At 67.4% G+C, this 21,185-nt stretch carries 14 protein-coding genes; 8 read left to right on the top strand and 6 right to left on the bottom strand.

Annotation, left to right across the window (positions count from 1 at the left end):
* Positions 1 to 77: 77 nt before the first annotated feature.
* Entirely contained in the window at positions 78 to 5,057 is a 4,980-nt protein-coding gene (locus WK25_RS11350) for a DNA translocase FtsK (protein WP_069241603.1), read from the bottom strand.
* Positions 5,058 to 5,243: 186 nt separating this feature from the next.
* The gene (locus WK25_RS11345; protein WP_040144738.1) at positions 5,244 to 5,789 is read right to left on the bottom strand and encodes an META domain-containing protein; all 546 of its coding nucleotides are present in this window, start codon (positions 5,787 to 5,789) and stop codon (positions 5,244 to 5,246) included.
* 233 nt (positions 5,790 to 6,022) lie between these two features.
* Here WK25_RS11345 and purT point away from each other — a divergent pair, with 233 nt between their 5' ends.
* From purT to WK25_RS11325, 4 genes are all read left to right on the top strand, one after another.
* A complete protein-coding gene (gene purT / locus WK25_RS11340) occupies positions 6,023 to 7,237 on the top strand; it encodes a formate-dependent phosphoribosylglycinamide formyltransferase (protein WP_069241602.1) in 1,215 nt (404 codons plus the stop codon).
* 18 nt (positions 7,238 to 7,255) lie between these two features.
* On the top strand, positions 7,256 to 7,450 hold the full coding sequence (locus WK25_RS11335) for a DUF6726 family protein (RefSeq protein ID WP_059448675.1): 195 nt from the start codon (positions 7,256 to 7,258) through the stop codon (positions 7,448 to 7,450).
* A gap of 82 nt (positions 7,451 to 7,532) precedes the next feature.
* Positions 7,533 to 7,916, top strand: coding sequence for an MliC family protein (locus tag WK25_RS11330; protein WP_059502684.1), 384 nt, complete (start codon positions 7,533 to 7,535; stop codon positions 7,914 to 7,916).
* 432 nt (positions 7,917 to 8,348) lie between these two features.
* The gene (locus WK25_RS11325; protein ID WP_083253013.1) at positions 8,349 to 9,887 is read left to right on the top strand and encodes a DEAD/DEAH box helicase; all 1,539 of its coding nucleotides are present in this window, start codon (positions 8,349 to 8,351) and stop codon (positions 9,885 to 9,887) included.
* Positions 9,888 to 10,218: 331 nt separating this feature from the next.
* Here WK25_RS11325 and gluQRS read toward each other — a convergent pair whose 3' ends face one another.
* Both gluQRS and WK25_RS11315 read right to left on the bottom strand, forming a co-directional pair.
* Positions 10,219 to 11,115: a tRNA glutamyl-Q(34) synthetase GluQRS gene (gene gluQRS, locus WK25_RS11320; RefSeq protein ID WP_069241600.1), complete on the bottom strand. Its 897-nt coding sequence runs from the start codon at positions 11,113 to 11,115 to the stop codon at positions 10,219 to 10,221.
* Between the two features lie 22 nt (positions 11,116 to 11,137).
* Positions 11,138 to 11,992, bottom strand: a complete 855-nt coding sequence (locus tag WK25_RS11315) for a sulfurtransferase (protein WP_059502680.1) — start codon at positions 11,990 to 11,992, stop codon at positions 11,138 to 11,140.
* A 222-nt stretch (positions 11,993 to 12,214) separates the two neighbouring features.
* On the opposite strand from WK25_RS11315, the gene dnaE reads away from it, so the two are divergent.
* Genes dnaE through WK25_RS11300 form a run of 3 tightly spaced genes read left to right on the top strand, consistent with a single transcriptional unit; the run spans position 12,215 to position 17,915 of the window.
* The gene (gene dnaE / locus WK25_RS11310; RefSeq protein ID WP_069241599.1) at positions 12,215 to 15,748 is read left to right on the top strand and encodes a DNA polymerase III subunit alpha; all 3,534 of its coding nucleotides are present in this window, start codon (positions 12,215 to 12,217) and stop codon (positions 15,746 to 15,748) included.
* 57 nt (positions 15,749 to 15,805) lie between these two features.
* On the top strand, positions 15,806 to 16,984 hold the full coding sequence (locus WK25_RS11305; RefSeq protein WP_069241598.1) for a glycosyltransferase family 9 protein: 1,179 nt from the start codon (positions 15,806 to 15,808) through the stop codon (positions 16,982 to 16,984).
* The gene (locus WK25_RS11300) at positions 16,977 to 17,915 is read left to right on the top strand and encodes a glycosyltransferase family 2 protein (protein WP_040144729.1); all 939 of its coding nucleotides are present in this window, start codon (positions 16,977 to 16,979) and stop codon (positions 17,913 to 17,915) included. The genes WK25_RS11305 and WK25_RS11300 overlap by 8 nt, the downstream gene beginning before the upstream one ends.
* A 17-nt stretch (positions 17,916 to 17,932) precedes the next feature.
* Here WK25_RS11300 and WK25_RS11295 read toward each other — a convergent pair whose 3' ends face one another.
* Both WK25_RS11295 and WK25_RS11290 read right to left on the bottom strand, forming a co-directional pair.
* Complete coding sequence (locus tag WK25_RS11295; RefSeq protein WP_040144728.1) at positions 17,933 to 18,778, bottom strand: beta-1,4-mannosyl-glycoprotein beta-1,4-N-acetylglucosaminyltransferase; 846 nt, start codon at positions 18,776 to 18,778, stop codon at positions 17,933 to 17,935.
* Between the two features lie 2 nt (positions 18,779 to 18,780).
* Positions 18,781 to 19,572 (bottom strand): glycosyltransferase family 2 protein, encoded by a 792-nt coding sequence (locus WK25_RS11290; RefSeq protein ID WP_059546385.1) that lies wholly within the window; start codon positions 19,570 to 19,572, stop codon positions 18,781 to 18,783.
* 246 nt (positions 19,573 to 19,818) lie between these two features.
* On the opposite strand from WK25_RS11290, the gene WK25_RS11285 reads away from it, so the two are divergent.
* Positions 19,819 to 21,159 carry an O-antigen ligase family protein gene (locus tag WK25_RS11285; protein WP_069241597.1) on the top strand — a complete coding sequence of 447 codons (1,341 nt, stop codon included), beginning with the start codon at positions 19,819 to 19,821 and terminating at the stop codon, positions 21,157 to 21,159.
* Positions 21,160 to 21,185: the final 26 nt, after the last annotated feature.

The raw sequence follows: 21,185 nt of genomic DNA, 5'->3' as shown, positions 1-21,185 counted from the left end.
CAGCGCCCTTCGTACTGTGGGCAGCCGCTTGCGCGGCGCGCCCGTAAGCGATGCCGGCGGCCGTGCGGCCGCGATGCTCAGTCGGCCGCGGCCGGCACGAGCACCTCCCGGCTGCCGTTGATGCCCATCGACGATACGAGGCCGGCCGCTTCCATTTGCTCGACGAGACGCGCGGCGCGGTTGTAACCGATCCGCAGCTGGCGCTGCACCGACGAAATCGACGCGCGCCGCGTGCGCACGACGAACGCGACCGCCTCGTCGTACAGCGGATCCGCTTCCGCATCCGGCGCATCGCCGAACAGGTCCTGCGTCGCGCCGTCGGCTGCCGGGCCGTCGAGAATCCCTTCCTCGTACTGCGGCTCGCCGAACTGCTTCAGGTATTCGACGATCCGGTGCACTTCCTCGTCGGCGACGAACGCGCCGTGCACGCGCTGCGGGTAGCCGGTGCCCGGCGGCAGGAACAGCATGTCGCCCTGGCCGAGCAGCGATTCGGCGCCCATCTGGTCGAGGATCGTGCGCGAATCGATCTTCGACGACACCTGGAACGCGACGCGCGTCGGGATGTTCGCCTTGATCAGGCCGGTGATCACGTCGACGGACGGACGCTGCGTCGCGAGGATCAGGTGAATGCCGGCCGCGCGCGCCTTCTGAGCGAGTCGGGCAATCAACTCCTCGATCTTCTTGCCGGCGACCATCATCAGGTCGGCCAGTTCGTCGATCACGACGACGATCAGCGGCAGCTTCGACAGCGGCTCGGGATCGTCGGGCGTCAGCGAGAACGGATTGCCGATCTTCTTTTCCTTTGCCTCGGCGTCGCGGATCTTCTGGTTGAAACCCGCGAGATTGCGCACGCCGACGGCCGACATCAGCCGGTACCGCTTCTCCATTTCGCCGACGCACCAGTTCAGCGCATTCGCCGCGAGCTTCATGTCGGTGACGACCGGCGCGAGCAGATGCGGGATGCCTTCATAGACCGACAGTTCAAGCATCTTCGGGTCGATCATGATCAGCCGCACGTCCTCGGGCGTCGCCTTGTACAGCAGCGAGAGGATCATCGCGTTGATCGCGACCGACTTGCCCGAGCCCGTCGTGCCGGCGACCAGCATGTGCGGCGCTTTCGCGAGATCGGTGACGACCGGGTGGCCGGTGATGTCCTTGCCCATCGCGATCGTCAGCTGCGATGCCGAATGCTGGTACTGGCGCGATTCGAGGATTTCCGACAGCCGGATCATCTGGCGCTTCGCGTTCGGCAGTTCGAGGCCCATGCAGGTCTTGCCGGGAATTGTCTCGACGACGCGGATCGACGTGAGGCCGAGGCCGCGCGACAGGTCCTTCATCAGGCCGACGATCTGGCTGCCGCGCACGCCGAGTGCGGGCTCGATCTCGAAGCGCGTGATCACCGGGCCCGCCGATGCACCGACCACCGTCACCGGCACCTTGAACTCCTGCAGCCGCTGCTCGATCACCTGGGCCGTTTGGGCGAGATGTTCGTCGGTGATCGGTTCGACGTCGTCGGACGCGGGCTCGAGCAGGTCGAGCGTCGGCAGTTCGACGTTGAACGACGCGGGCGCGTGGAATTCGAACGCGTTCGGACGCGGCGGGCGGGCGGGGGCGGCGGCCGCGTCGGGGGCCGGGGCGGCCGGCTGGGCTGCTGCTTGCGACGCATCGGTTGCCGGCGTCGGCGTGGCGGCAGCGAGAGGCGCGCTCACCCAGGGCGCGGGGGCGGTGATGTCGGCGGCCACCGGCGGCTGGGCGGCTGCAAGCGTCGACCAGCTTGCCGGCGAAGCGGCGGGCGTCTGCGGCGTGGCAACGGACTGAATCTGCGGCGCGGACACGGGCGCGTTCGATGGTGCAGGGGCGGCTGCGCCGACCGGCGTCGGCGCAGCCGATGCGGGCGGCAACGTCGATACCGGCGCGATGGGGGAAGCGGGCGGCGTCAGAGAGGCAGCCGATGCGGGCGTGGACGCAACGGCGCTGGCGGGCGCCGCCGGCGTCGCGCCGAAGGCCGCGGGCGAAGCGGTTCCTGTGGTGTTTGTCGACGCGAGTGCGTTGGAATGCGGTAGCGGAACCGCGACGGCCGCGGGCACGGTAGCGGTTGCCGGCGGCGTTGCTCCAGCCAGTGCGGCCGGCGTACCGATCGTCGGCGCGTCGGGGGCGCGGTTCGACGGCGCGGCCGAAGGTGTGACAAGTGTGCTCGATGTTGCGGTGAGCGCACTTGCGGGCTGCCCGGACGTTGCCGCCGTGGCCGTCGCGCTCGGCGCCGGTTGCGATACGGATGCACCAAAGATCGTGCCGGTGCTCGCGGGGGCGGACGCGGCGGGTGATGAGGTTGCCGCGATCGCGGCGGTCCCAGCGGTGCCTGTTGCGGTGGCTGCGAGCGGGGCCGATCCGTGAGGCTGCGTCGTGATTGGACTGGAAGCGTTGGCGACTGAGGTCGACGCGGAAGTCGGCGCGGAAGTCGGCGCAGAAGTCGGCGCAGAAGTCGGCGCAGAAGTCGGCGCAGAAGTCGGCGCAGAAGTCGGCGCAGAAGTCGGCGCAGAAGTCGGCGCGGATGCGACCGGCGCAGCGGCGAAAGGTTTCGCGGCGAAGGACGCGTTCGTCGCAGACGTAGGGGTGGCGCCTGCCGCCGCGCTGTTGGGCGCGGCCGCAAAATTCGCGCCGGCGGCGATGCGCGGCGCGGCGGGCTCCGGCGTGGAAAGGGACGCCGGTGCTGCTGGAGGCGCAGACGGCGGCACGGCGGACGGGAACGAACCGCCAGCCGCTGGCGGCGGTGTAACAGTGCCGGACACAGGCGTCAAAGCGTCGCGCGCGGGCGGCGCGGCAACGGGCATGCGCCCGCCGGCATCCTCCGTGGTCCCGATGGCGCCCGCTGGCGCGGACGGCACAATCGACATGACTGCTGCTGCGGGGGGCGCCGACGTGGCCGGGCGCGACATCGAATCGGGAGCCGTATTCGTCATGCCGGCAATCGCAGGCGCCGCCGCGACGGTCGGGCTGGCCGAACCATTCGCCAGGGCGGGCGCGGCGGAAGCGGGCGCGTTGGCGACGGACGACGCACCGGCTGCCAATGCCGCTTCAGCGACCGAGGAAGGTTCGGCGGGCAGCGATTGTGACGGCTGGGCGGATGCAGGAGCGTTGCCAGAGACGGATTCCGTGGTCGCGGAGACGGCCGTTGATGGAGCAGGCGCGGGTACCCACACGCGTCCCGTTGCCGATGGCGCTGCGCGTTGCGGGTCTGCCGGCAGCGTAGCGGTTTCGCCGTCGTCCTTTGCTGCCGCGCTCGAGACCGTTCCGGTCAGGGCGTCGGCCGGGGCCGCACCCGACGCGGGCAGCGGTGGAGTCGCGATTCCAGCGAGCGGCATCGGGATCGTGTCGCCAACTGCACGCGCCGGCGTTGCGGTCGTCGACGAAGCGGGGAGGGGAGGGGGCAGCGCGGCCGGTTCGGCGGGTTTCACGCGGTCCGTAATTTCGTCCGTGCCGCCCGTCGTTTCGGCCGATGCGAAGGAATCGGCCGGCTGAGCGGCGTGCGACGCATCGAAGCCGGCAATCGGCCGGCTGGCGGCGTCTTCCCACGGTGCAGGATCGATCGGCGTGTCGATTGCCGGCGCGGCGACTGGCACGACGTCTGCATGATGGGGCGGCGCGTCGGCTTCGACGCCGAGATTCGGCGTCGCGGGCCGCGCGGCGTCGGCGAACGTCGTCGGGCCAGTATCGATGAGCGGCATGCGCACGTCTTGGCGGCCTGGCATGAACGCGTCGAGCACGATCGGATCGTCGTCGTATGGCGGCGATGCGGTTTCGTGCGCGTCCGGATCGCGGGCTGCATCGCGCTGTGCGACTGGAGCTTGACCGGAAACCATCGCTCCCGGCGAGGCAGTCGGTGCCGACGCGGCCACGCTGCCTGCTGCAACCGCCGGAGCGGTCGTGCTCGCAGCCGCAGCGCCAGCCGTTGTTGCCGCCCCGTTACTCGGTCGTGCGCCATCGAGCGCCGCCCATTGCGCGGTACTGGCTTCGATCGAGCGCAGCGTGTCGTGCACGCTCGGCGCCGGCGCGATCGGCTCGGCCGGTTGTTGCACCCAGGCATAGAGCGGTGCGCGCGCAGGGGCGGGCGGTGCTGGGCGGCGCCGTGCCCCGTCCTGCGGCTGGCCGGCGGCGCTGGCGCCCGGCATCGGTCGGGTCGGTGTGCGCGCGGGCGTTGCGGCGACCGGGCGCGGCGTGACCGCGGCGCGCGGCGCGGCGGGCTGCTTCAACGCGGCAGCGGCCGGTCGGGCGGCGGTCGGTCGCGGGCGGACGGGCTCGAACCCGGCCGGAAGCGGAGCCGGACTGGGGCGCGGCGTCTGGGCGTTCGCGGCCGCGCGCGCGAGGCTCGCGGTGCTGCCGGTCGGCGGCGGCGGCATCGCGCTCGCCGCGCCCGGTGCGGGAGGCGTCGGCATGCGGCGCCCCGCCGTCGGCTTCAGCCAGCCGGATGGCGCGACGGGTTCCGCGAGCGGACGCGGCGTCGCCTTGCTGCGCGGCTTCGGCCTCGCGTGGGGATCCGGTTTCCACAGCGTCGGGCGCGAATACCGGCCGTTCTGCCGCGGCGCCATCGAGTTCACGGTGTGCGCGGTGGTCGGTTGCACGATGTCGTCGTCGCGGTGCAGCGCGCTGCGCGGCAGATCGGCGACGCCCCGCACATCGTCGTCGCCGACGTCGCGCGCGAGCTTCACGCCGAACGACGTGTCGACCCACGCGGCGAACTGGCGCCAGCCGATGCCGGTCAGCCACGGCAGGCCCGCGAAAAACAGTACGACCATCGCGACCGGGGTGCCGATCGGGCCGAGCAGATGCGCGAAGCCGTTCGAGAATGCGTGGCCGAGCGCGTTCGTGTCGGGGCCCGACAACGGGCTCGTCAGCGCGCAGCTCGCGACGAACACGGCCGCGAAGCCGAGCCACAGGCGGATCGAGCCGCGGCCGGCGAGGCCGCCGCCGCCGGGCAGCATCGCCTGAACGAGACGCCAGATGAGAAGGAGGAACCAGACGGCGGAGATGCCGAACCAGCCGAAGACAACCGTGTGCATGCTTTGATGAAACAGGAAAAGGGCGGGGAGCGCGGTGCGCGACCCGCCGAGTTTAACCGGCCGGCGAACGGGACTGACGGGACTCCGGGCCGCGCGAACCCGGCGGTGCGCGTTCAGGCCGCGGGGCGTGCGTCCGGCATCCATGCGCGACGAAGGCGGTCGGTCGGCCCTCGCCCGCGCACTGCGTCAGCGGCTGCGGCGCGTGAAGGTCAGCGTCGCGCCGGCTTCGGTCACGATCTGCAACTGCTGCGGATCGCGCATCTGCACGCCGGTCTTCCGAATGTGGGCAAGCGCATCGAGGTACGCGTGTTCGAGCTCGCCGCCGAGCGCATTCGGGCACGCCATGCGCGTGCCGGCGAGCGGGCCGAAGCTCAGCAGGCCGTTCTTGATCGCGTAGGTGCCCATGTAGCGGTTGCAACCGGAAAAACCGCTCGCTCGCCGGACGCCCGATTCGGTCGACAGCGCCAGCTTGATCGGTTCGCCGTTGTCGCCGTGCGGAATCGTGCGCGGCGTGCCGTCGGCGTTCAGCCAGCTCGTGAGCTCCCAGCTCGTGTCGTCGAGCAACTGGACGGCGGCGGGATTGTACGGATCGGGTGCGGGGGCGGCGGAGTCGGGATGGGTCGGCATTGCGCAGGCGGCGAGAAGCGTGGCAAGCGTCAACGCGCAAAGCGGCGCGCGCAACGGGCGAAGCAGGCCGGTGCGTGCGCGTGCGGCCGCGGACAGGTGGGACATGAGCCTCGTTCCTCATCGGATTCTGATCAAGGCGTAAGAGTAACGCACCCGTGCCGCGCGAGGCGAGCCGACACTTCGCGCGTGAAAACGTTCGCAGCATGCCCGCGGCTCTCGCGTGGTGCTCGCGCGGCACGGCGCCGGCGCGGCGAAACCGCCCGAACCGGCCGCGGTGCGCGTGTTAACATCGGAGCCGTTTTCGTCCTCCAACAGAAACAGAACCAGCGGGAAATCACATGCAGATCGGTCAGCGGCTCGGTACGCCGCTTTCACCTTCGGCCACGCGCGTCATGCTGCTCGGCGCGGGCGAACTCGGCAAGGAAGTCATCATCGCGCTGCAGCGGCTCGGCGTCGAAGTCGTCGCGGTCGACCGCTATCCGGACGCGCCGGGCCACCAGGTCGCGCATCGCGCACACGTGATCGACATGACCGACGCCGCGGCGCTGCGCGCGGTCGTCGAGGCCGAGCGCCCGCACCTGATCGTGCCGGAGATCGAGGCGATCGCCACCGACGCGCTCGCGGCGATCGAGGCGGCCGGCCTCGCCGAGGTGATCCCGACCGCCCGCGCGACGCAGCTCACGATGAACCGCGAAGGCATCCGCCGGCTCGCAGCCGAGGAGCTTGGGCTCGCGACGTCGCCGTACGCGTTCGCGGAATCGTTCGACGCGTTCAGCGCGGCGGTCGCGAAGATCGGCATGCCGTGCGTCGTGAAGCCGGTGATGTCGTCGTCGGGCAAGGGCCAGTCGGTCGTGCGGACCGAGGCCGACGTGAAGCCCGCGTGGGAGTACGCGATGGCGGGCGGACGCGTGAACCACGGCCGCGTGATCGTCGAGGGCTTCATCGATTTCGACTACGAGATCACGCAATTGACCGTGCGTGCGATCGATCCGGCGACGCTCGACACGCGCACCTACTTCTGCGAACCGGTCGGCCACGTGCAGGTGGCGGGCGACTACGTCGAATCGTGGCAGCCGCAGCCGATGAGCGCGACCGCGCTGGCCAGGTCCCGCGAGATCGCGCACAAGGTGACCGAGGCGCTCGGCGGGCGCGGGCTGTTCGGCGTTGAACTGTTCGTGCGCGGCGACGACGTGTGGTTCTCCGAAGTGAGCCCGCGGCCGCACGACACGGGCCTCGTCACGCCTGCGTCGCAGCGCCAGTCGGAGTTCGAATTGCACGCGCGCGCGATTCTCGGGCTGCCGGTCGATCCGGCGCTCGGCTCGCCGGCCGCATCGGCGGTGATCTACGGCGGCCTCGACGAGCGCGGCATCGCGTTCGAAGGCGTGCGCGACGCGCTCGCGGTGCCGGGTGCCGACCTGCGCCTGTTCGGCAAACCGGAGAGCTTTGCGAAGCGACGCATGGGCGTCGCGCTCGCGACCGGTGCGACTGTCGACGAAGCCCGCGAACGCGCGAAGCGCGCCGCGGCGGCCGTGCGGCCCGTATCGGCACGCTGACGCGATCAGGAGAGCACGATGGCATCGACATGGCGGCGCATCGGCCGTTTCGGCAAGGTGGGTGCCGCACTGGCGCTGATCGCGAGTCTCGCGGGGTGCGGCCTTGCGGCCGCGCCGTGCCGGGTCGCCTCGGCCGGGCTGAAGATCGTGCCGCTCGTCGGCCATGTCGCGGCCGCGCCGACCGACGCGTGCGCCGACGTCATCGATCCCTGAACGTCGAACGCTCGACCGATGATCAACGATAACCGCGCGCCCCGCGAGGGCGCGCTTCCACCCGTCTCGTGAGAGGACCTGCATGATTCGCCAAACCTTCGCCGCGCTCGCGCTGGCCGGCGCCGCCGTCTCCGTCGCGCATGCCGCGCAACTGACCGTCGAGGAGATCGACGCCGATGCCCGCGTGCAGACCGTCTATCAGTGCGCGAACCAGAAGCAGCCGGTGCGCGTGTCGTACTGGCGCGCGGGCAACGGCCAGAGCTTCGCGCTCGTGCCGGTCAACGGGCAGCAACTGCTGTTCGTCGATACCGTTTCGGCGTCGGGCGTGCGCTACCAGGCCGGGCGCTATACCTGGTGGACGAAGGGCAAGGAAGGGACGTTGCGCGACGAGATTGCCGACCAGAATGCGGCTCCGCTGCTCGGCGACTGCGTGCAGGTCGAGAAGAAGAAAAAGAAGAAGGGCTGAGCGCCGCGCGCGTTTCGCACCCGCAGCGCGGCCGTGCCGATTGCCGCGATCGATGCGGGCCGCCGGGTTCGATCCCGGGCTCGGCCGAGCAGGCGACGCTCGGGCTCGTCGGCCGCTTACCGATTTCCCTGAAGCATATGTCCGACATGTGGCCCCGATTTTTTCTCATCGGCCGATCGGCATAGCCCGGTCGCTCGACGCATTTCCCCGCGCCCGGGCCGGCCGGAGGTCGCCGCGAACCGCCGCCGGGGGCGTTCGCGGCGTTGTCACGGACAGATTGCTGCGCAGTGCTACAATACGGCCCTTTCCGCCGGCATTCGCGCCGAACGGAGTCCGCACGGCCTGTGGCGCCCGATGTTCGAAATGAACCGGTCCCAAGCGCCAGAGCGGCGCCGCGCGGCGCGCCGCGGCTCTGTCTACTTCCGAAATGTGATGAGCGCAGGCCCGGCCGGCCTGACGCACGATGTCCCCGCCGCGCCTTTTGAGCGAAACGCCACCATGTCCGATTCTGTCGCCAAGCCAGTCGACGCAACCTTCGATCAATTCGGCCTTGCCGCCGATATCCTGAAAGCCATTGCGGAGCAGGGCTATACGACGCCGACGCCGATCCAGGCGCAGGCCATTCCGGTCGTGCTCGCCGGCCGCGACGTCATGGGCGCCGCGCAAACGGGCACCGGCAAGACCGCGAGCTTCTCGCTGCCGATCCTCCAGCGGCTCCTGCCGCAGGCCAACACGAGCGCGTCGCCCGCGCGCCATCCGGTGCGCGCGCTGATCCTCACGCCGACCCGCGAGCTCGCCGACCAGGTCGCCGCGAACGTGCATGCGTACGGGAAGCACACGTCGCTGCGCAGCGCGGTCGTGTTCGGCGGCGTCGACATGAACCCGCAGATGGCCGAACTGCGCCGCGGCGTCGAGATCCTGATCGCGACGCCGGGCCGCCTGCTCGATCACGTGCAGCAGAAGACGGCGAATCTCGGGCAAGTCCAGATCCTCGTGCTCGATGAAGCGGACCGGATGCTGGACATGGGCTTCCTGCCCGACCTGCAGCGCATCCTGAACCTGTTGCCGAAGGAACGCCAGACGCTGCTGTTCTCGGCCACCTTCTCGCCGGAAATCAAGAAGCTCGCGTCGACCTACCTGCGCAACCCGCAGACGATCGAGGTCGCGCGCAGCAACTCGACCAACGCGAACGTCACGCAGATCGTCTACGACGTCGCCGAAGGCGACAAGCAGGCCGCGGTCGTGCAGTTGCTGCGCGATCGCGGGCTCAAGCAGGTGATCGTGTTCTGCAACAGCAAGATCGGCGCAAGCCGGCTGGCGCGCAACCTCGAGCGCGACGGCGTGGTCGCGTCGGCGATCCACGGCGACAAGTCGCAGATCGAGCGGATGCAGGCCCTCGACGCGTTCAAGCGCGGCGAAATCGAAGCGCTGGTGGCGACCGACGTGGCCGCGCGCGGTCTGGACATCGCCGAGCTGCCGGCCGTGATCAACTTCGACCTGCCGTTCAACGCGGAAGACTACGTGCACCGGATCGGTCGTACGGGCCGTGCGGGCGCGACCGGCGATGCGCTGTCGCTGTGCAGCCCGAACGAACGCAAGCAGCTCGCCGATATCGAAAAGCTGATCAAGCGTCCGCTCGACGTGCAGACGCTTACCCTCGACAAGCCTGCGCGTCCCCGCCATGACGAGCGCGGCAGTGAACGCGGAGACCGCGGCGACCGCGGCGGCCGTCGCGATCGCGACGAGCATCGCGGCGCGGCGGGGCGCCGCGCGGGCGGCTCCGAGCGCGGTCATCACCGTCGCCACGAAGCGCCGGTCGACGATTTCTTCCTGAAGCCGTACGAGCCGTCGGCGCCGGCGAAGCAGCCGGAGGAGCCGACGTCCGCGCAGCAGCCCGAGAAGAAGGGGCCGAAGCGTCAGGTCGCGGCGCTGCTCGGCGGATTCGGGATGCCGCGCAAGCCGTCCGCGTAAACGAACGGCTTGCGAACGGTCGATGTGGCGCGCAAGCGCCGCCGCGCAAACGGGTGCATGTGACGAGCATGTGCCCGTTTTTTATTGGGCGCGATGATTCGAAGGACGTGCGCGGTGCGTCATTGCGTGCCATGCGGGTGATTGCGATGCCTGGAGCGGCATCGCGACGGCGTCGTCGCCGGCACGCTGGTCGCCGTGGCTGCCAGTGGGCGGTCATGCGGGATGATTCAACGCGGACGACGCTCGCCGGCGCGGCAAGGAGGCGGCCGGCACGCACCGGCGCGTGTGCGACAGCGGCGGCGGTGCAGCGGTCGAGCGGGTTCAAGCCGATTCAGGCGGCCCGCGGCCCGAAGCGTCGTGCCCACGCGCCGATCGCGGCCGCCAGGAACGCGTCGATCGTATCGCCCGATATGTCCCCATCGGTCGCGAGACCGAGATGCGCGGCTGCGGCCCGCAGCGCCGGCAAGGGATCGTCGTCGCGTTCGAGCGCGAGCGCGCCCGTCTGCTTGCTGAGCTTTTCACCGTTCGCATCGACGACGACGGGCACGTGCAGGTACTCGGGCGTCGGCACGCCGAGACAGCGCTGCAGATAGATCTGGCGCGCGGTCGAATCGAGCAGGTCGGCGCCGCGCACGACGTGCGTGATGCCGGCGTCGGCATCGTCGACGACGACCGCGAGCTGGTACGCCCATTGGCCGTCTGCGCGCTTGAGCACGAAATCGCCGACCTCCGTCGCGAGGTTCTGCGCCTGCGTGTGCTGCCAGCGGTCATCGAACGCAACGACCGCGGCGTCGCCGTCCGGCACCCGCAGCCGCCACGCGCGCGGCGGCTTGCCGTGCAGGCCGCTGCGGCAGGTGCCCGGATACGCGAGCGTCGTGTGGCGTTCGTGCGCGGAGCGCAGCGAATCGGCGATTTCCTTGCGTGTGCAGCCGCACGGATAGACGAGCCGCGCGGCGGCGAGCCGTTCGAGCGCGGCCGTGTAATGCGCGTCGCGCGTGCTTTGCCACACGGGCGGCTCGTCGGGCGTCATGCCGAAATGTGCGAGCGTCGCGAGGATGTCGTCGGCGGCGCCGGGCACGGTGCGCGGGCCGTCGATGTCCTCGATGCGCACGAGCCACGCGCCGCCATGCGCACGCGCGTCGAGCCAGCTCGCGAGCGCACCGACCAGCGAGCCGAAATGCAGCGGGCCGGTGGGCGACGGCGCGAAGCGGCCGCGGTAGCCGTTCATCGGGGCGCGACGCGACGCGCGCTTATGCGGCGCTGGCTGCCTGCGCGCAGGCCGGGCACGACTTGCCGGGCACGTAGCTCGGCGATTGCTGGGCTTCCGGCGTGACGACCGCGCGGCACGCGAAGCACGTGACGTTGGCGGTCGGCTGCAGCTGCGGGTTCAGCGCGGTGCGGTAGTCGAACACGAAGCAGTCGCCGTGGTAGTGCGCGCCGCCGACTTCCTCGAAATACTTCAGGATCCCGCCCTCGAGCTGGTACACGTTCTCGATGCCGATTTCCTTCATGTGGATCGCCGCCTTCTCGCAGCGGATGCCGCCCGTGCAGAACGACACGACCGTCTTGCCCTCGAGATCGGCGCGGTTCGCGTCGATCACTTCCGGGAACTCGCTGAACTTGTCGATCCGGTAGTCGAGCGCGTCGTCGAACGTGCCGACGTCCACTTCGAATGCGTTGCGCGTGTCGAGCATCACGACCGGGCGGCCGGCATCGTCGTGGCCGCGGTCGAGCCACGCCTTCAGCGTGCGCGCGTCGACCGACGGGGCACGGCCGAGCTCCGGCTTGATCGCGGGCTTCTTCATCGTGATGATCTCGCGCTTCAGGCGCACGAGCATCCGGCGGAACGGCTGCGAGTCGGACAGGCTCTCCTTGAACTGCAGCGTCGCGAACTTGCCTTCGAACAGCGGATCGTGGCGGATGTAGTCGATGAACGCGTCGGTCGCCTCGCGCGGGCCGGCGATGAACAGGTTGATGCCTTCCGGCGCGAGCAGGATCGTGCCGCGCAGGCCGAGTTCGTTGCAGCGGGCGGTGACGAGCGGGCGCCATTGCTCGGTCGCGTCGAGCGACACGAAGTGGTAGGCGGCAAGGTTGACGATGGTCATGATGGTCCGACGGGAAAACGGCCGCGGCCGTGCGCCTGGCGCACGGCGGCCCCGCAAAAAAGGGTGCGAAGCCGGGGCGATGATTCGAAAACCCGTATTATCCCGCAAACTGCGCATGCGCCGGCACCTGACCGTTCGGCCGACGTCGCGCGCATCGGCCGAACGGCCGGGCGCGGGGATTTTTTGGGCAGCCGGCGCGACGACGCGGCTACAATATCGCCCATGTCAGATCCCCGCTTCGTCCATCTTCGCGTTCACTCCGAATTCTCGATTGCCGACGGCATCGTGCGTCTCGACGACATCGTCAAGGCGGCGGCCGCGGACGGTCAGGGCGCGCTCGCCCTGACCGATCTCGGCAACGCGTTCGGCCTCGTCCGTTTCTACCAGGAAGCCCGCGGCAAGGGCATCAAGCCGATCGCAGGCTGCGACGTCTGGATCACCAATCCGGACGATCGCGACAAACCGTCGCGGCTGCTGCTGCTGGTGAAGGACAAGGTCGGCTACCTGAACCTGTGCGAGCTGCTGTCGAAGGCGTGGCTCACGAATCAGTACCGCGGGCGCGCGGAGCTCGACGCGAGCTGGCTCGACGGCGAGCTGTCGCAGGGGCTGCTCGCGCTGTCCGGCGCGCAGCAGGGCGACATCGGGCTTGCGCTGGCCGCCGGCAACGAGGAAGCCGCGCGCCGTCATGCGCAGCGCTGGTCGAAGCTGTTTCCGGGCGGCTTCTACATCGAGTTGCAGCGTTACGGCCAACCGGGCGCCGAGGCGTATATCCAGCAAGCAGCGACGCTCGCCGCGTCGCTGAAGCTGCCGGTCGTCGCGACGCATCCGACGCAGTTCATGACCGACGACGATTACACCGCGCACGAAGCGCGCGTGTGCATCTCGGAAGGCGACATGCTCGCGAATCCGCGGCGTCAGAAGCGTTTCACGACCGATCAGTATTTCCGCACCCAGGACGAGATGGTCGCGCTGTTCGCCGACCTGCCGTCGGCGGTCGCGAACACGGTCGAGATCGCGAAGCGCTGCAACCTGAAACTCGAGCTCGGCAAGCCGAAGCTGCCGCTGTTCCCGACGCCGGACGGCATGTCGCTCGACGACTATCTGGTGCAGTTGTCGAAAGAGGGGCTCGAGAAGCGCCTCGAGCAGCTGTATCCGGATGCGGCGGAGCGCGACGCGCAGCGCGACACGTATTACAAGCGGCTCGAATTCGAGTGCGGGACCATCACGAAAATGGGGTTCCCTGGCTACTTCCTGATCGTGGCCGACTTCATCAACTGGGCGAAGAACAACGGCGTGCCGGTCGGCCCGGGCCGCGGTTCGGGTGCGGGCTCGCTGGTCGCGTATGCGCTCGGCATTACCGATCTCGACCCGCTGCGCTACAACCTGCTGTTCGAGCGATTCCTGAATCCCGAACGCGTGTCGATGCCCGACTTCGACATCGACTTCTGCCAGCACGGCCGCGATCGCGTGATCCAGTACGTGAAGGAAAAATACGGTGCGGACGCCGTGTCTCAGATTGCCACGTTCGGCACGATGGCCGCGAAGGCGGCCGTGCGCGACATCGGCCGCGTGCTCGATCTCGGCTACATGTTCACCGACGGCGTCGCGAAGCTGATCCCGTTCAAGCCGGGCAAGCACGTGACGATCGCCGACGCGATGAAGGAAGAGCCGCAACTGCAGGAGCGCTACGACAACGAGGACGAGGTCCATCAGTTGCTCGACCTCGCGCAGCGCGTCGAGGGCCTCACGCGTAACGTCGGGATGCATGCGGGCGGCGTGCTGATCGCGCCCGGCAAGCTGACCGACTTCTGCCCGCTGTACACGCAGGGCGACGAAGGCGGCGTTGTCAGCCAGTACGACAAGGACGACGTCGAAGCCGTCGGCCTCGTGAAGTTCGACTTTCTGGGTCTGACGACGCTGACAATCCTCGACTGGGCCGAGCGCTACATCCGCCGCCTCGATCCGACGAAGGCCGACTGGTCGCTCGCGCAGGTGCCGCTCGACGATCCCGCGTCGTTCCAGATCCTGAAGAAGGCGAACACGGTCGCCGTGTTCCAGCTGGAAAGCCGCGGGATGCAGGGCATGCTGAAGGACGCGCAGCCCGACCGTTTCGAGGACATCATCGCGCTCGTGTCGTTGTATCGTCCGGGCCCGATGGACCTGATCCCGAGCTTCTGCGCACGCAAGCACGGGCGCGAGAAGGTCGAGTATCCGGATCCGCGCGTCGAGCCCGTCCTGAAAGAGACCTACGGGATCATGGTCTATCAGGAGCAGGTGATGCAGATGGCGCAGATCATCGGCGGCTACTCGCTCGGCGGCGCCGACCTGCTGCGCCGCGCGATGGGCAAGAAGAAGCCCGAGGAGATGGTCAAGCACCGGGAGATCTTCGCGGAGGGTGCGGCGAAGAACGGTCTCTCGCGCGAGAAGTCCGACGAGATCTTCGACCTGATGGAGAAGTTCGCGGGCTACGGCTTCAACAAGTCGCACGCGGCCGCGTACGCACTGCTTGCGTACTACACCGCATGGCTGAAGGCGCATCATCCGGCCGAATTCATGGCGGCCAACATGACGCTCGCGATGGACGACACCGACAAGGTGAAGATCCTGTTCGACGACTGCGTGATGAACAACTTGGTCGTGCTGCCGCCGGACATCAACCAGTCGCACTACCGGTTCGAGCCGGTCGCGGAACCCGACGGCAAGCGCTCGCGCACGATCCGCTATGGCCTCGGTGCGGTGAAGGGCAGCGGTCAGAACGCGATCGAGGAAATCTTGCGCGCGCGCGAGGAAAAACCGTTCACCGACCTGTTCGACTTCTGCGAGCGCATCGACCGTCGGGTCGTCAACCGCCGCACGGTGGAGGCGCTGATCCGCGCCGGTGCATTCGATTCGCTGAATGCGAACCGCGCGCAGATGCTCGCGTCGGTGCCGCTCGCGATGGAAGCGGCCGAGCAGGCCGCGGCGAACGCGATGCAGGCCGGCCTGTTCGACATGGGCGCCGAGTCGCCGCACGCGCATGCGCTCGTCGACGAGCCCGCGTGGGACGACAAGCGCCGGCTGCAGGAAGAGAAGGGCGCGCTCGGCTTCTACCTGTCCGGCCACCTGTTCGACGCGTATCGCGACGAAGTGCGCCGGTTCGTGCGGCAGAAGCTCGGCGACCTGAAGGAAGGCCGCGACAAGCTCGTCGCCGGCATCATCGCGTCGCTGCGCACGCAGATGACGCAGCGCGGCAAGATGCTGATCGCGTTGCTCGACGACGGGTCGGGCCAGTGCGAGATCACGATCTTCAGCGAACAGTTCGACGCGAACAAGGCGCTGTTCAAGGAAGACGAGCTGCTGATCGTGCAGGGGCAGGCGCGCAACGACGCGTTTACCGGCGGCATCCGCTTCACGGCCGACACGGTGATGGACCTCGAACGTGCACGCAGCCGCTACGCGCAGGCGGTTCGGCTCACGATGAACGGCAATGCCGATGCGGCGGCGCTGCGCCGCGTGCTCGAGCCGCACGTGTCGAAGGACGACCCGGCGGCCGCGCCGGCATTCGATGCGCCCGCGCCGCGCGGCGGCGGCCGCGACGGAGGCCGCCGCCCGCAGGCGCCGCTGCCGAACGGGCTCGCGGTCCAGATCCACTACAGCAACGCGCGCGCGCAGGGCGAAATGCGGCTCGGCGACGCATGGCGCGTGAAACCGAGCGACACGCTGCTCGCGGAGCTGCGCGCGGCGTTCGACGGCAGCGTCGTCGAGATTACGTACTGAACGCGCTGAGTATGCCGATCCGATAGCCACCGGAGACCAACGAGGCTCAGCCGATTTATGAATCAAGTTTTGCACCTGTTTCCCACGGACCGCCCTCCACGCACAATACTGGTCGTCTGCACGCGACGCATCGGCGACGTGCTGCTGACGACACCCCTCGTGCGCTCGCTGAAGGAGCGCTGGCCCGCGGCGCAGATCGACATGCTGGTGTTTCGCGGTACCGAGGGTGTGCTCGAAAACAATCCGGATATCCGCCGCGTAATCACGGTCGCGCAACGTGCCCGTATCGGCGAGCGTTTCGCAGATGCTGCGCGGATCTGGCGCCGCTATGATCTGGCATGCGCCGCGATCAGTTCGGATCGCGCGCGGTTCTACAGCTGGTTCGCCGGCCGAAAACGCATCGGTCTGTTGGCGCGTGAGCGGGTCACGTGGTTCAATCGCTGGATGCTCGACCGTCATGTCATTGACGACGGAGATCTTCACACCGTCAATAGTGTTCTGTCATTGGCGCGCGCGATCGGCATCACGCCCGTCCCGCACGTGGTGCCGCCTGCCGTAGGCAGCGACGCCGCGGCAGTTGCGCGGTACGAACAGCGTTTTGACGGCGCGGACGAACTGCTGGGGCGGCCGTACGTCGTGCTGCATCCGTACCCGATGTTCGCGTACAAGTTGTGGCACGTCGATGGTTGGGTCGAGCTCGCTACGTGGTTGCATGCCCAAGGGTTCGCGGTCGCATTGAGTGGCGGCCCCGCAGCGGCTGAGCGCGAATATGCGGAACATATCGCCGCCCGTCTTCCGGGCTTCGTGCTGAATCGGGTCGGACAACTTTCGTTGGCGGAATGCGCGGAGATGATTCGACGGGCGCGTCTGTACGTGGGCCCCGATACGAGCGCCACGCATATCGCGGCGGCGACCGGTACGCCGACGCTCGCGCTGTTCGGCCCGTCCGATCCCGTGCGCTGGGGGCCATTGCCTGCCGCATGGGCTGCGACAGTCAACCCCTGGCAGCGCAAGGGGACGGCGCGACAAGGAAACGTCTATCTGCTTCAAGGCGAAGGCAATTGCGTCCCGTGTCTGAAGGAAGGGTGTGAGCAACACGTGGAGAGCAGCAGCGAATGCCTCACCACGCTCAGCGCGACCCGCGTGATTCGGGCCGCCGGCGAATTGCTGAACGTGCCCGTGGCCACGGCGCTGGTGCGCGTCGATTCAATAGCGAGAGAAAACAAGCATGTTTAGCATCCTGATTCCAACCTGGAACAACCTGCCTTATCTGAAACTGTGTGTCGACAGTATTCGGCGGCATTCGGCCTACGAGCACGAGATCGTCGTGCATGTCAACGACGGCAGTGACGGCACGCTCGACTGGGTGCGCGAACAAGGCATCGCCCATACGTGGAGCAGGGGGAACGTCGGCGTGTGCATCGCGCTGAATGATGTGGCGAGGCTCGCGACACGCGACTGGATCGTCTTCATGAACGACGACATGTTCTGCACGCCGGGCTGGGATCTCGCATTCGAAACGGCGCTGCGCGGACTCGATCACTCGTGCGCGTACTTGTCGTCGCATCTGATCGAGCCGACGCAGACGGGGAATGACCTTGTCTCGGTAGGCGCATTCGGCACCGGCCCCGAGACCTTCGACGAAGCCGGCTTGCTTGCCCATGCCAGGCAGCTGAAGAGCGTCGATCGCGACGGTGTCGCATCCCAGCCTACGCTCGTGAGCCGCGAGCTGTGGCATCGCGTCGGCGGCTACAGCATCGAGTTCGGGCCCGGCATGAGCAGCGACGACGATTTCCTGATCAAGCTGTGGCTGGTCGGCTGCCGCGTGTTCCGGATCGTCGGCGACAGCCGCATCTATCACTTTAGCTGCCGGAGCACCGGACGCATCAGGCGCAATCGCGGCGGGCGCGAATTCCTGATGAAGTGGGGCATCTCTCCACGCGAATTCAAGAAGAAGTACATGCGCGACGGCGCCGGCATGCCGCGCGACGCGCTGCCAAACGTGCCGGTGCCGAGCTTGAAGAGCCGCCTGAAGCGCCTGATGTATGCGTTCGGTCGTTACCCCACCCTCGATCTAGATGCGTGGGAGCCGAACCTTCCCGGCCAACTGCAGTTCGCCCCGTTTGCGGAGCGCGACGCTCGATCAACCGACAAGAGCAGCGTCTGAAGTATGTTCGGGGCCGCTCAGAGCGGCCTCAGCCATCGCGCGTAACGTTCACTGTGCGCGGCGAGGTAAGGGGGGAAGCGGTCGGCATCGGGCGCTTGCGCGACGTAGCGGCTGTTCGGATTGAGCAGGTCTCGACCGGCGTGGATCTGCGTGTCGATATATGCCAGATCCTTGAACTCGTCGCGCACGAACTCCTGCTCGGCAATGCTCTCCATTTTGAGCAAGATTTTCTCCGGCGGCAGCACCCATGTGAAATGCCAGCCGCCCGGCGTCAAACGCTGTACTTCGAAGCGCCGGAACCAGGCGCGACGCAGCGAGCGCAGCGGTCCGGACGATTTGTATGAACGGACTGCGTTGATGTTGCCGAAAAACCGTTCGACCTGGCGCATGGTCGTGATCTTCGACCCTGTCCAGATCGCGGGCCGGCCGTCTTTCTCCACCAACTGATTGTTCAGGAAATACGCATATGCGTGCTGCTGAAAATCACCGCGGCGGTAGCGCGGATCGTACGTGCGAATCGAGGCCGGGTGCGGAATTTCGTCGAGGTCCGACACCAGGATCCAATCATCAGGTTGTGCGTCGTGCAGCCCGTGAATCAGATAGTTCCGCTGATAGTTCTCGTTCGTCCAGGCGCTACGCGCGCCCGGTGCAAAATGATCGACCACCAGGTACCGAATCTTGTCGCGGTATTTGGCAAATTTGTCGATGTCGAAATTCAGCGGTTTAGGGTTGCCCGTCTGCGTGTAGACGGCCTCCGAAATCACAAAGTAGTCGACGTGGTCCCACAGCGTTTCGAGCCGCAGCTCGAGCAACATGTCCTCGTTGAAATAGCAGAAACAATCGTAGATCTTTGGGCGGCTCATGTTCAGGTTTGCGGGTGATTGTCGCGTTCGTCGGCGAGCAACATCATTTTCAGATAGCGATAGTACGAAGCCTCGGCATTCGATACGGCGAGAATGAAACCCATTTTGCCGTCGAGAAAGCCAAGCTTGATCACGTAGGTACGGATGAACGTCCACAGGCCATGCAATATCGCGTGGCGCAGACCGCCGGATTTGCCGCGCGCCACCTTCTGCGCGGCGCCATAGCTCGAATAGCTGTCGATCTTGCCCAGCACTTCCGAAAAATCGCGGTACGTGTAATGGAGCAGCGGGGCAGCAAGCCGTGCGCTCCGCGCGCCGTCGTCGCCCACTACGCGCTCGTGAACGAGATCGTCGGAGAAGCGCGCACGGCCGCGCATGAACAGGCGCCGCACGTAATCGGGATTCCAGCCGCTGTGGCGAATCCAGGTGCCGCAATAATTGGACCGCCGCGGGAGATCGTAGAGCTCGGCACGCGGCGACGCAATGCAAGCGAGAATCTCGTCCCTCAGCTCGGGTGGAACGCGCTCGTCGGCATCGATCGAAAGCACCCATTTTCCGCGAGCCTGGTCCAGCGCGCGCTGTTTTTGCACGCCGAAACCCGGCCAGTCGGTTTCGTGAACGATCGCGCCGTACTCGCGGCAGATCGCCTGCGTGCCGTCGGTGCTGCCGGAGTCGAACACGACGATCTCGTCGACCCAGGGGCGCAGCGATGCGAGACACGCACCGATATCACGAGCCTCATTCTTGGTGATTACGATGGCGCTGAGAGTGGGGGCGGCGAAACGGTCGCTCATGAGACGTGAGGGGTGGGTCGGGCGGGGCTGGAGGATCGATGCAACTCGCGCAAGTATAGCAAGCGCCGATATGGGCGATGCCTGCGTGCTCAAGGCTGCGGGGACGAGCGTGCCAATTTCGGTACTCGGCACGACGCTGGCTCCACGGGCGCGCGGCGTGCCCCGGTGCCGATTCGTCGCCCCGAAGTCCGTGTGCTATTCTCCGGTTGGCAATTTCACGCAATAATTCCGCGATATCCGAAATCAATGAGCATGTTGTTTGATCGTCTGCTGCCTGGCGCTTCGCGCCGAGAGGGGCCGCAGCACGACTTCGCACCCCGTCGCCGGTTGGTGGACCTCGCGACCGTGCTGGCAGCCGGACTGGGTGTAGCCGGATATTTGAGCTGGCGTGGCGCGACCAATACCGCGCTCTTCGTCATGTCGCTGCTGGCCGTGCTGCACGGCCCGGCATGGTGGGCCGAAGCGCGCGGTCAATGGCGCCGCTTCGCACCTTTGATGGTCGCCTTGGCCGCGCCGATCGTCGCGCTCGGGATCGGGCAGCTGTTTCGGCAAGAATGGGTGCTGAAGGCGTTTGATGCGCCCATGCGGATGTTGCTCGCGATTCCGATTCTTCTGCATTGCTATCAACGCCGTGTCGACTTCGCTCGTATCGTCGGCTATGCGGCGCCGCTCGCTTTGTTCGCGATGCTAATCGAAGTGTGGCTCGATCCGACGGCCTCCCGGCAGTGGGGCGGCCGCTATGCGACGTATTTTGTCGATACGGACACCTTCGGGGTTTATGGGCTGGTGCTGACCGGCTTTTGCTTGTTTTCCATCCGCGTTACGTCCGAACGTGCCGGCAAGCTGCTGGTTGCGTGGCAGTCGGTTGGCGTGCTGGTTGGCATCGCGCTGATCATCGGTTCCGGAACGCGCACCGCCTGGTATGTGATACCGGTCGTATTTGCGCTGTCGCTGTGGCTGAACCGGCGCTCCGTCAGACTGTGGTGGCTTCTGGCTGGTTTCGCCGCACTGGTTGCCGTGCTTGTGCTCAATCAAGAAATAGCCGCGCGCCTGGTGAGCGGTTACGACGAAATACGCCAATGGCTGACTGGTACGCAGCGCGACACGTCGGCTGGCTTGCGGCTGACGATGTGGCACATGTCGTGGGAACTGTTCAAGCATCGCCCGTGGGGCGGCTACGGCGATACCGGCTATCTGGCATTGCTGAACCAGCCGTGGATCACGTCGATTGCGCCCCCATCGCAGGCGATCGCGATCGAGCATGGCCCGCATAACGAACTCTTGGCGAACCTGCTGCGCTCAGGCGTGGCGGGCGGTGTTGCGGTGCTGTGCCAATTCCTGATTCCGCTCGTGTTCTTCGCGCGGAGGTGCCATGCTGCCAACGCTTCCGTCAAGCAGGCGAGCCGACTGGGCCTGATTTATATCATCTGCGTGATGGTGATGAGTATCGGTTTTGAAATGTTCACACTTAAATATACCGCGTCGTTCTATGGTCTGATGATCGCGTGCCTTGGTGCGCAGGCTTTGGCGGGCGAAGATACGCGGCGGCGCGACGCGCACCCGCTGAACGGGGCTGCAAGAGGATGAATCGGTATACCAAAATCAGGGTCGTT

This window comes from Burkholderia latens, from assembly GCF_001718795.1.
Lineage (GTDB): Bacteria > Pseudomonadota > Gammaproteobacteria > Burkholderiales > Burkholderiaceae > Burkholderia > Burkholderia latens_A.
Note: the sequence above shows the minus strand (reverse complement) of the source record. Positions and strands in the feature narration are given on the sequence as shown.

Excerpts from the sequence above, each read along its gene's own strand:
- WK25_RS11350 (WP_069241603.1), bottom strand. The coding sequence starts at position 5,057 with ATGCACACGGTTGTCTTCGGCTGGTTCGGCATCTCCGCCGTCTGGTTC.
- WK25_RS11345 (WP_040144738.1), bottom strand. The coding sequence starts at position 5,789 with ATGTCCCACCTGTCCGCGGCCGCACGCGCACGCACCGGCCTGCTTCGC.
- purT (WP_069241602.1), top strand. The coding sequence starts at position 6,023 with ATGCAGATCGGTCAGCGGCTCGGTACGCCGCTTTCACCTTCGGCCACG.
- WK25_RS11335 (WP_059448675.1), top strand. The coding sequence starts at position 7,256 with ATGGCATCGACATGGCGGCGCATCGGCCGTTTCGGCAAGGTGGGTGCC.
- WK25_RS11330 (WP_059502684.1), top strand. The coding sequence starts at position 7,533 with ATGATTCGCCAAACCTTCGCCGCGCTCGCGCTGGCCGGCGCCGCCGTC.
- WK25_RS11325 (WP_083253013.1), top strand. The coding sequence starts at position 8,349 with ATGAGCGCAGGCCCGGCCGGCCTGACGCACGATGTCCCCGCCGCGCCT.
- gluQRS (WP_069241600.1), bottom strand. The coding sequence starts at position 11,115 with ATGAACGGCTACCGCGGCCGCTTCGCGCCGTCGCCCACCGGCCCGCTG.
- WK25_RS11315 (WP_059502680.1), bottom strand. The coding sequence starts at position 11,992 with ATGACCATCGTCAACCTTGCCGCCTACCACTTCGTGTCGCTCGACGCG.
- dnaE (WP_069241599.1), top strand. The coding sequence starts at position 12,215 with ATGTCAGATCCCCGCTTCGTCCATCTTCGCGTTCACTCCGAATTCTCG.
- WK25_RS11305 (WP_069241598.1), top strand. The coding sequence starts at position 15,806 with ATGAATCAAGTTTTGCACCTGTTTCCCACGGACCGCCCTCCACGCACA.
- WK25_RS11300 (WP_040144729.1), top strand. The coding sequence starts at position 16,977 with ATGTTTAGCATCCTGATTCCAACCTGGAACAACCTGCCTTATCTGAAA.
- WK25_RS11295 (WP_040144728.1), bottom strand. The coding sequence starts at position 18,778 with ATGAGCCGCCCAAAGATCTACGATTGTTTCTGCTATTTCAACGAGGAC.
- WK25_RS11290 (WP_059546385.1), bottom strand. The coding sequence starts at position 19,572 with ATGAGCGACCGTTTCGCCGCCCCCACTCTCAGCGCCATCGTAATCACC.
- WK25_RS11285 (WP_069241597.1), top strand. The coding sequence starts at position 19,819 with ATGAGCATGTTGTTTGATCGTCTGCTGCCTGGCGCTTCGCGCCGAGAG.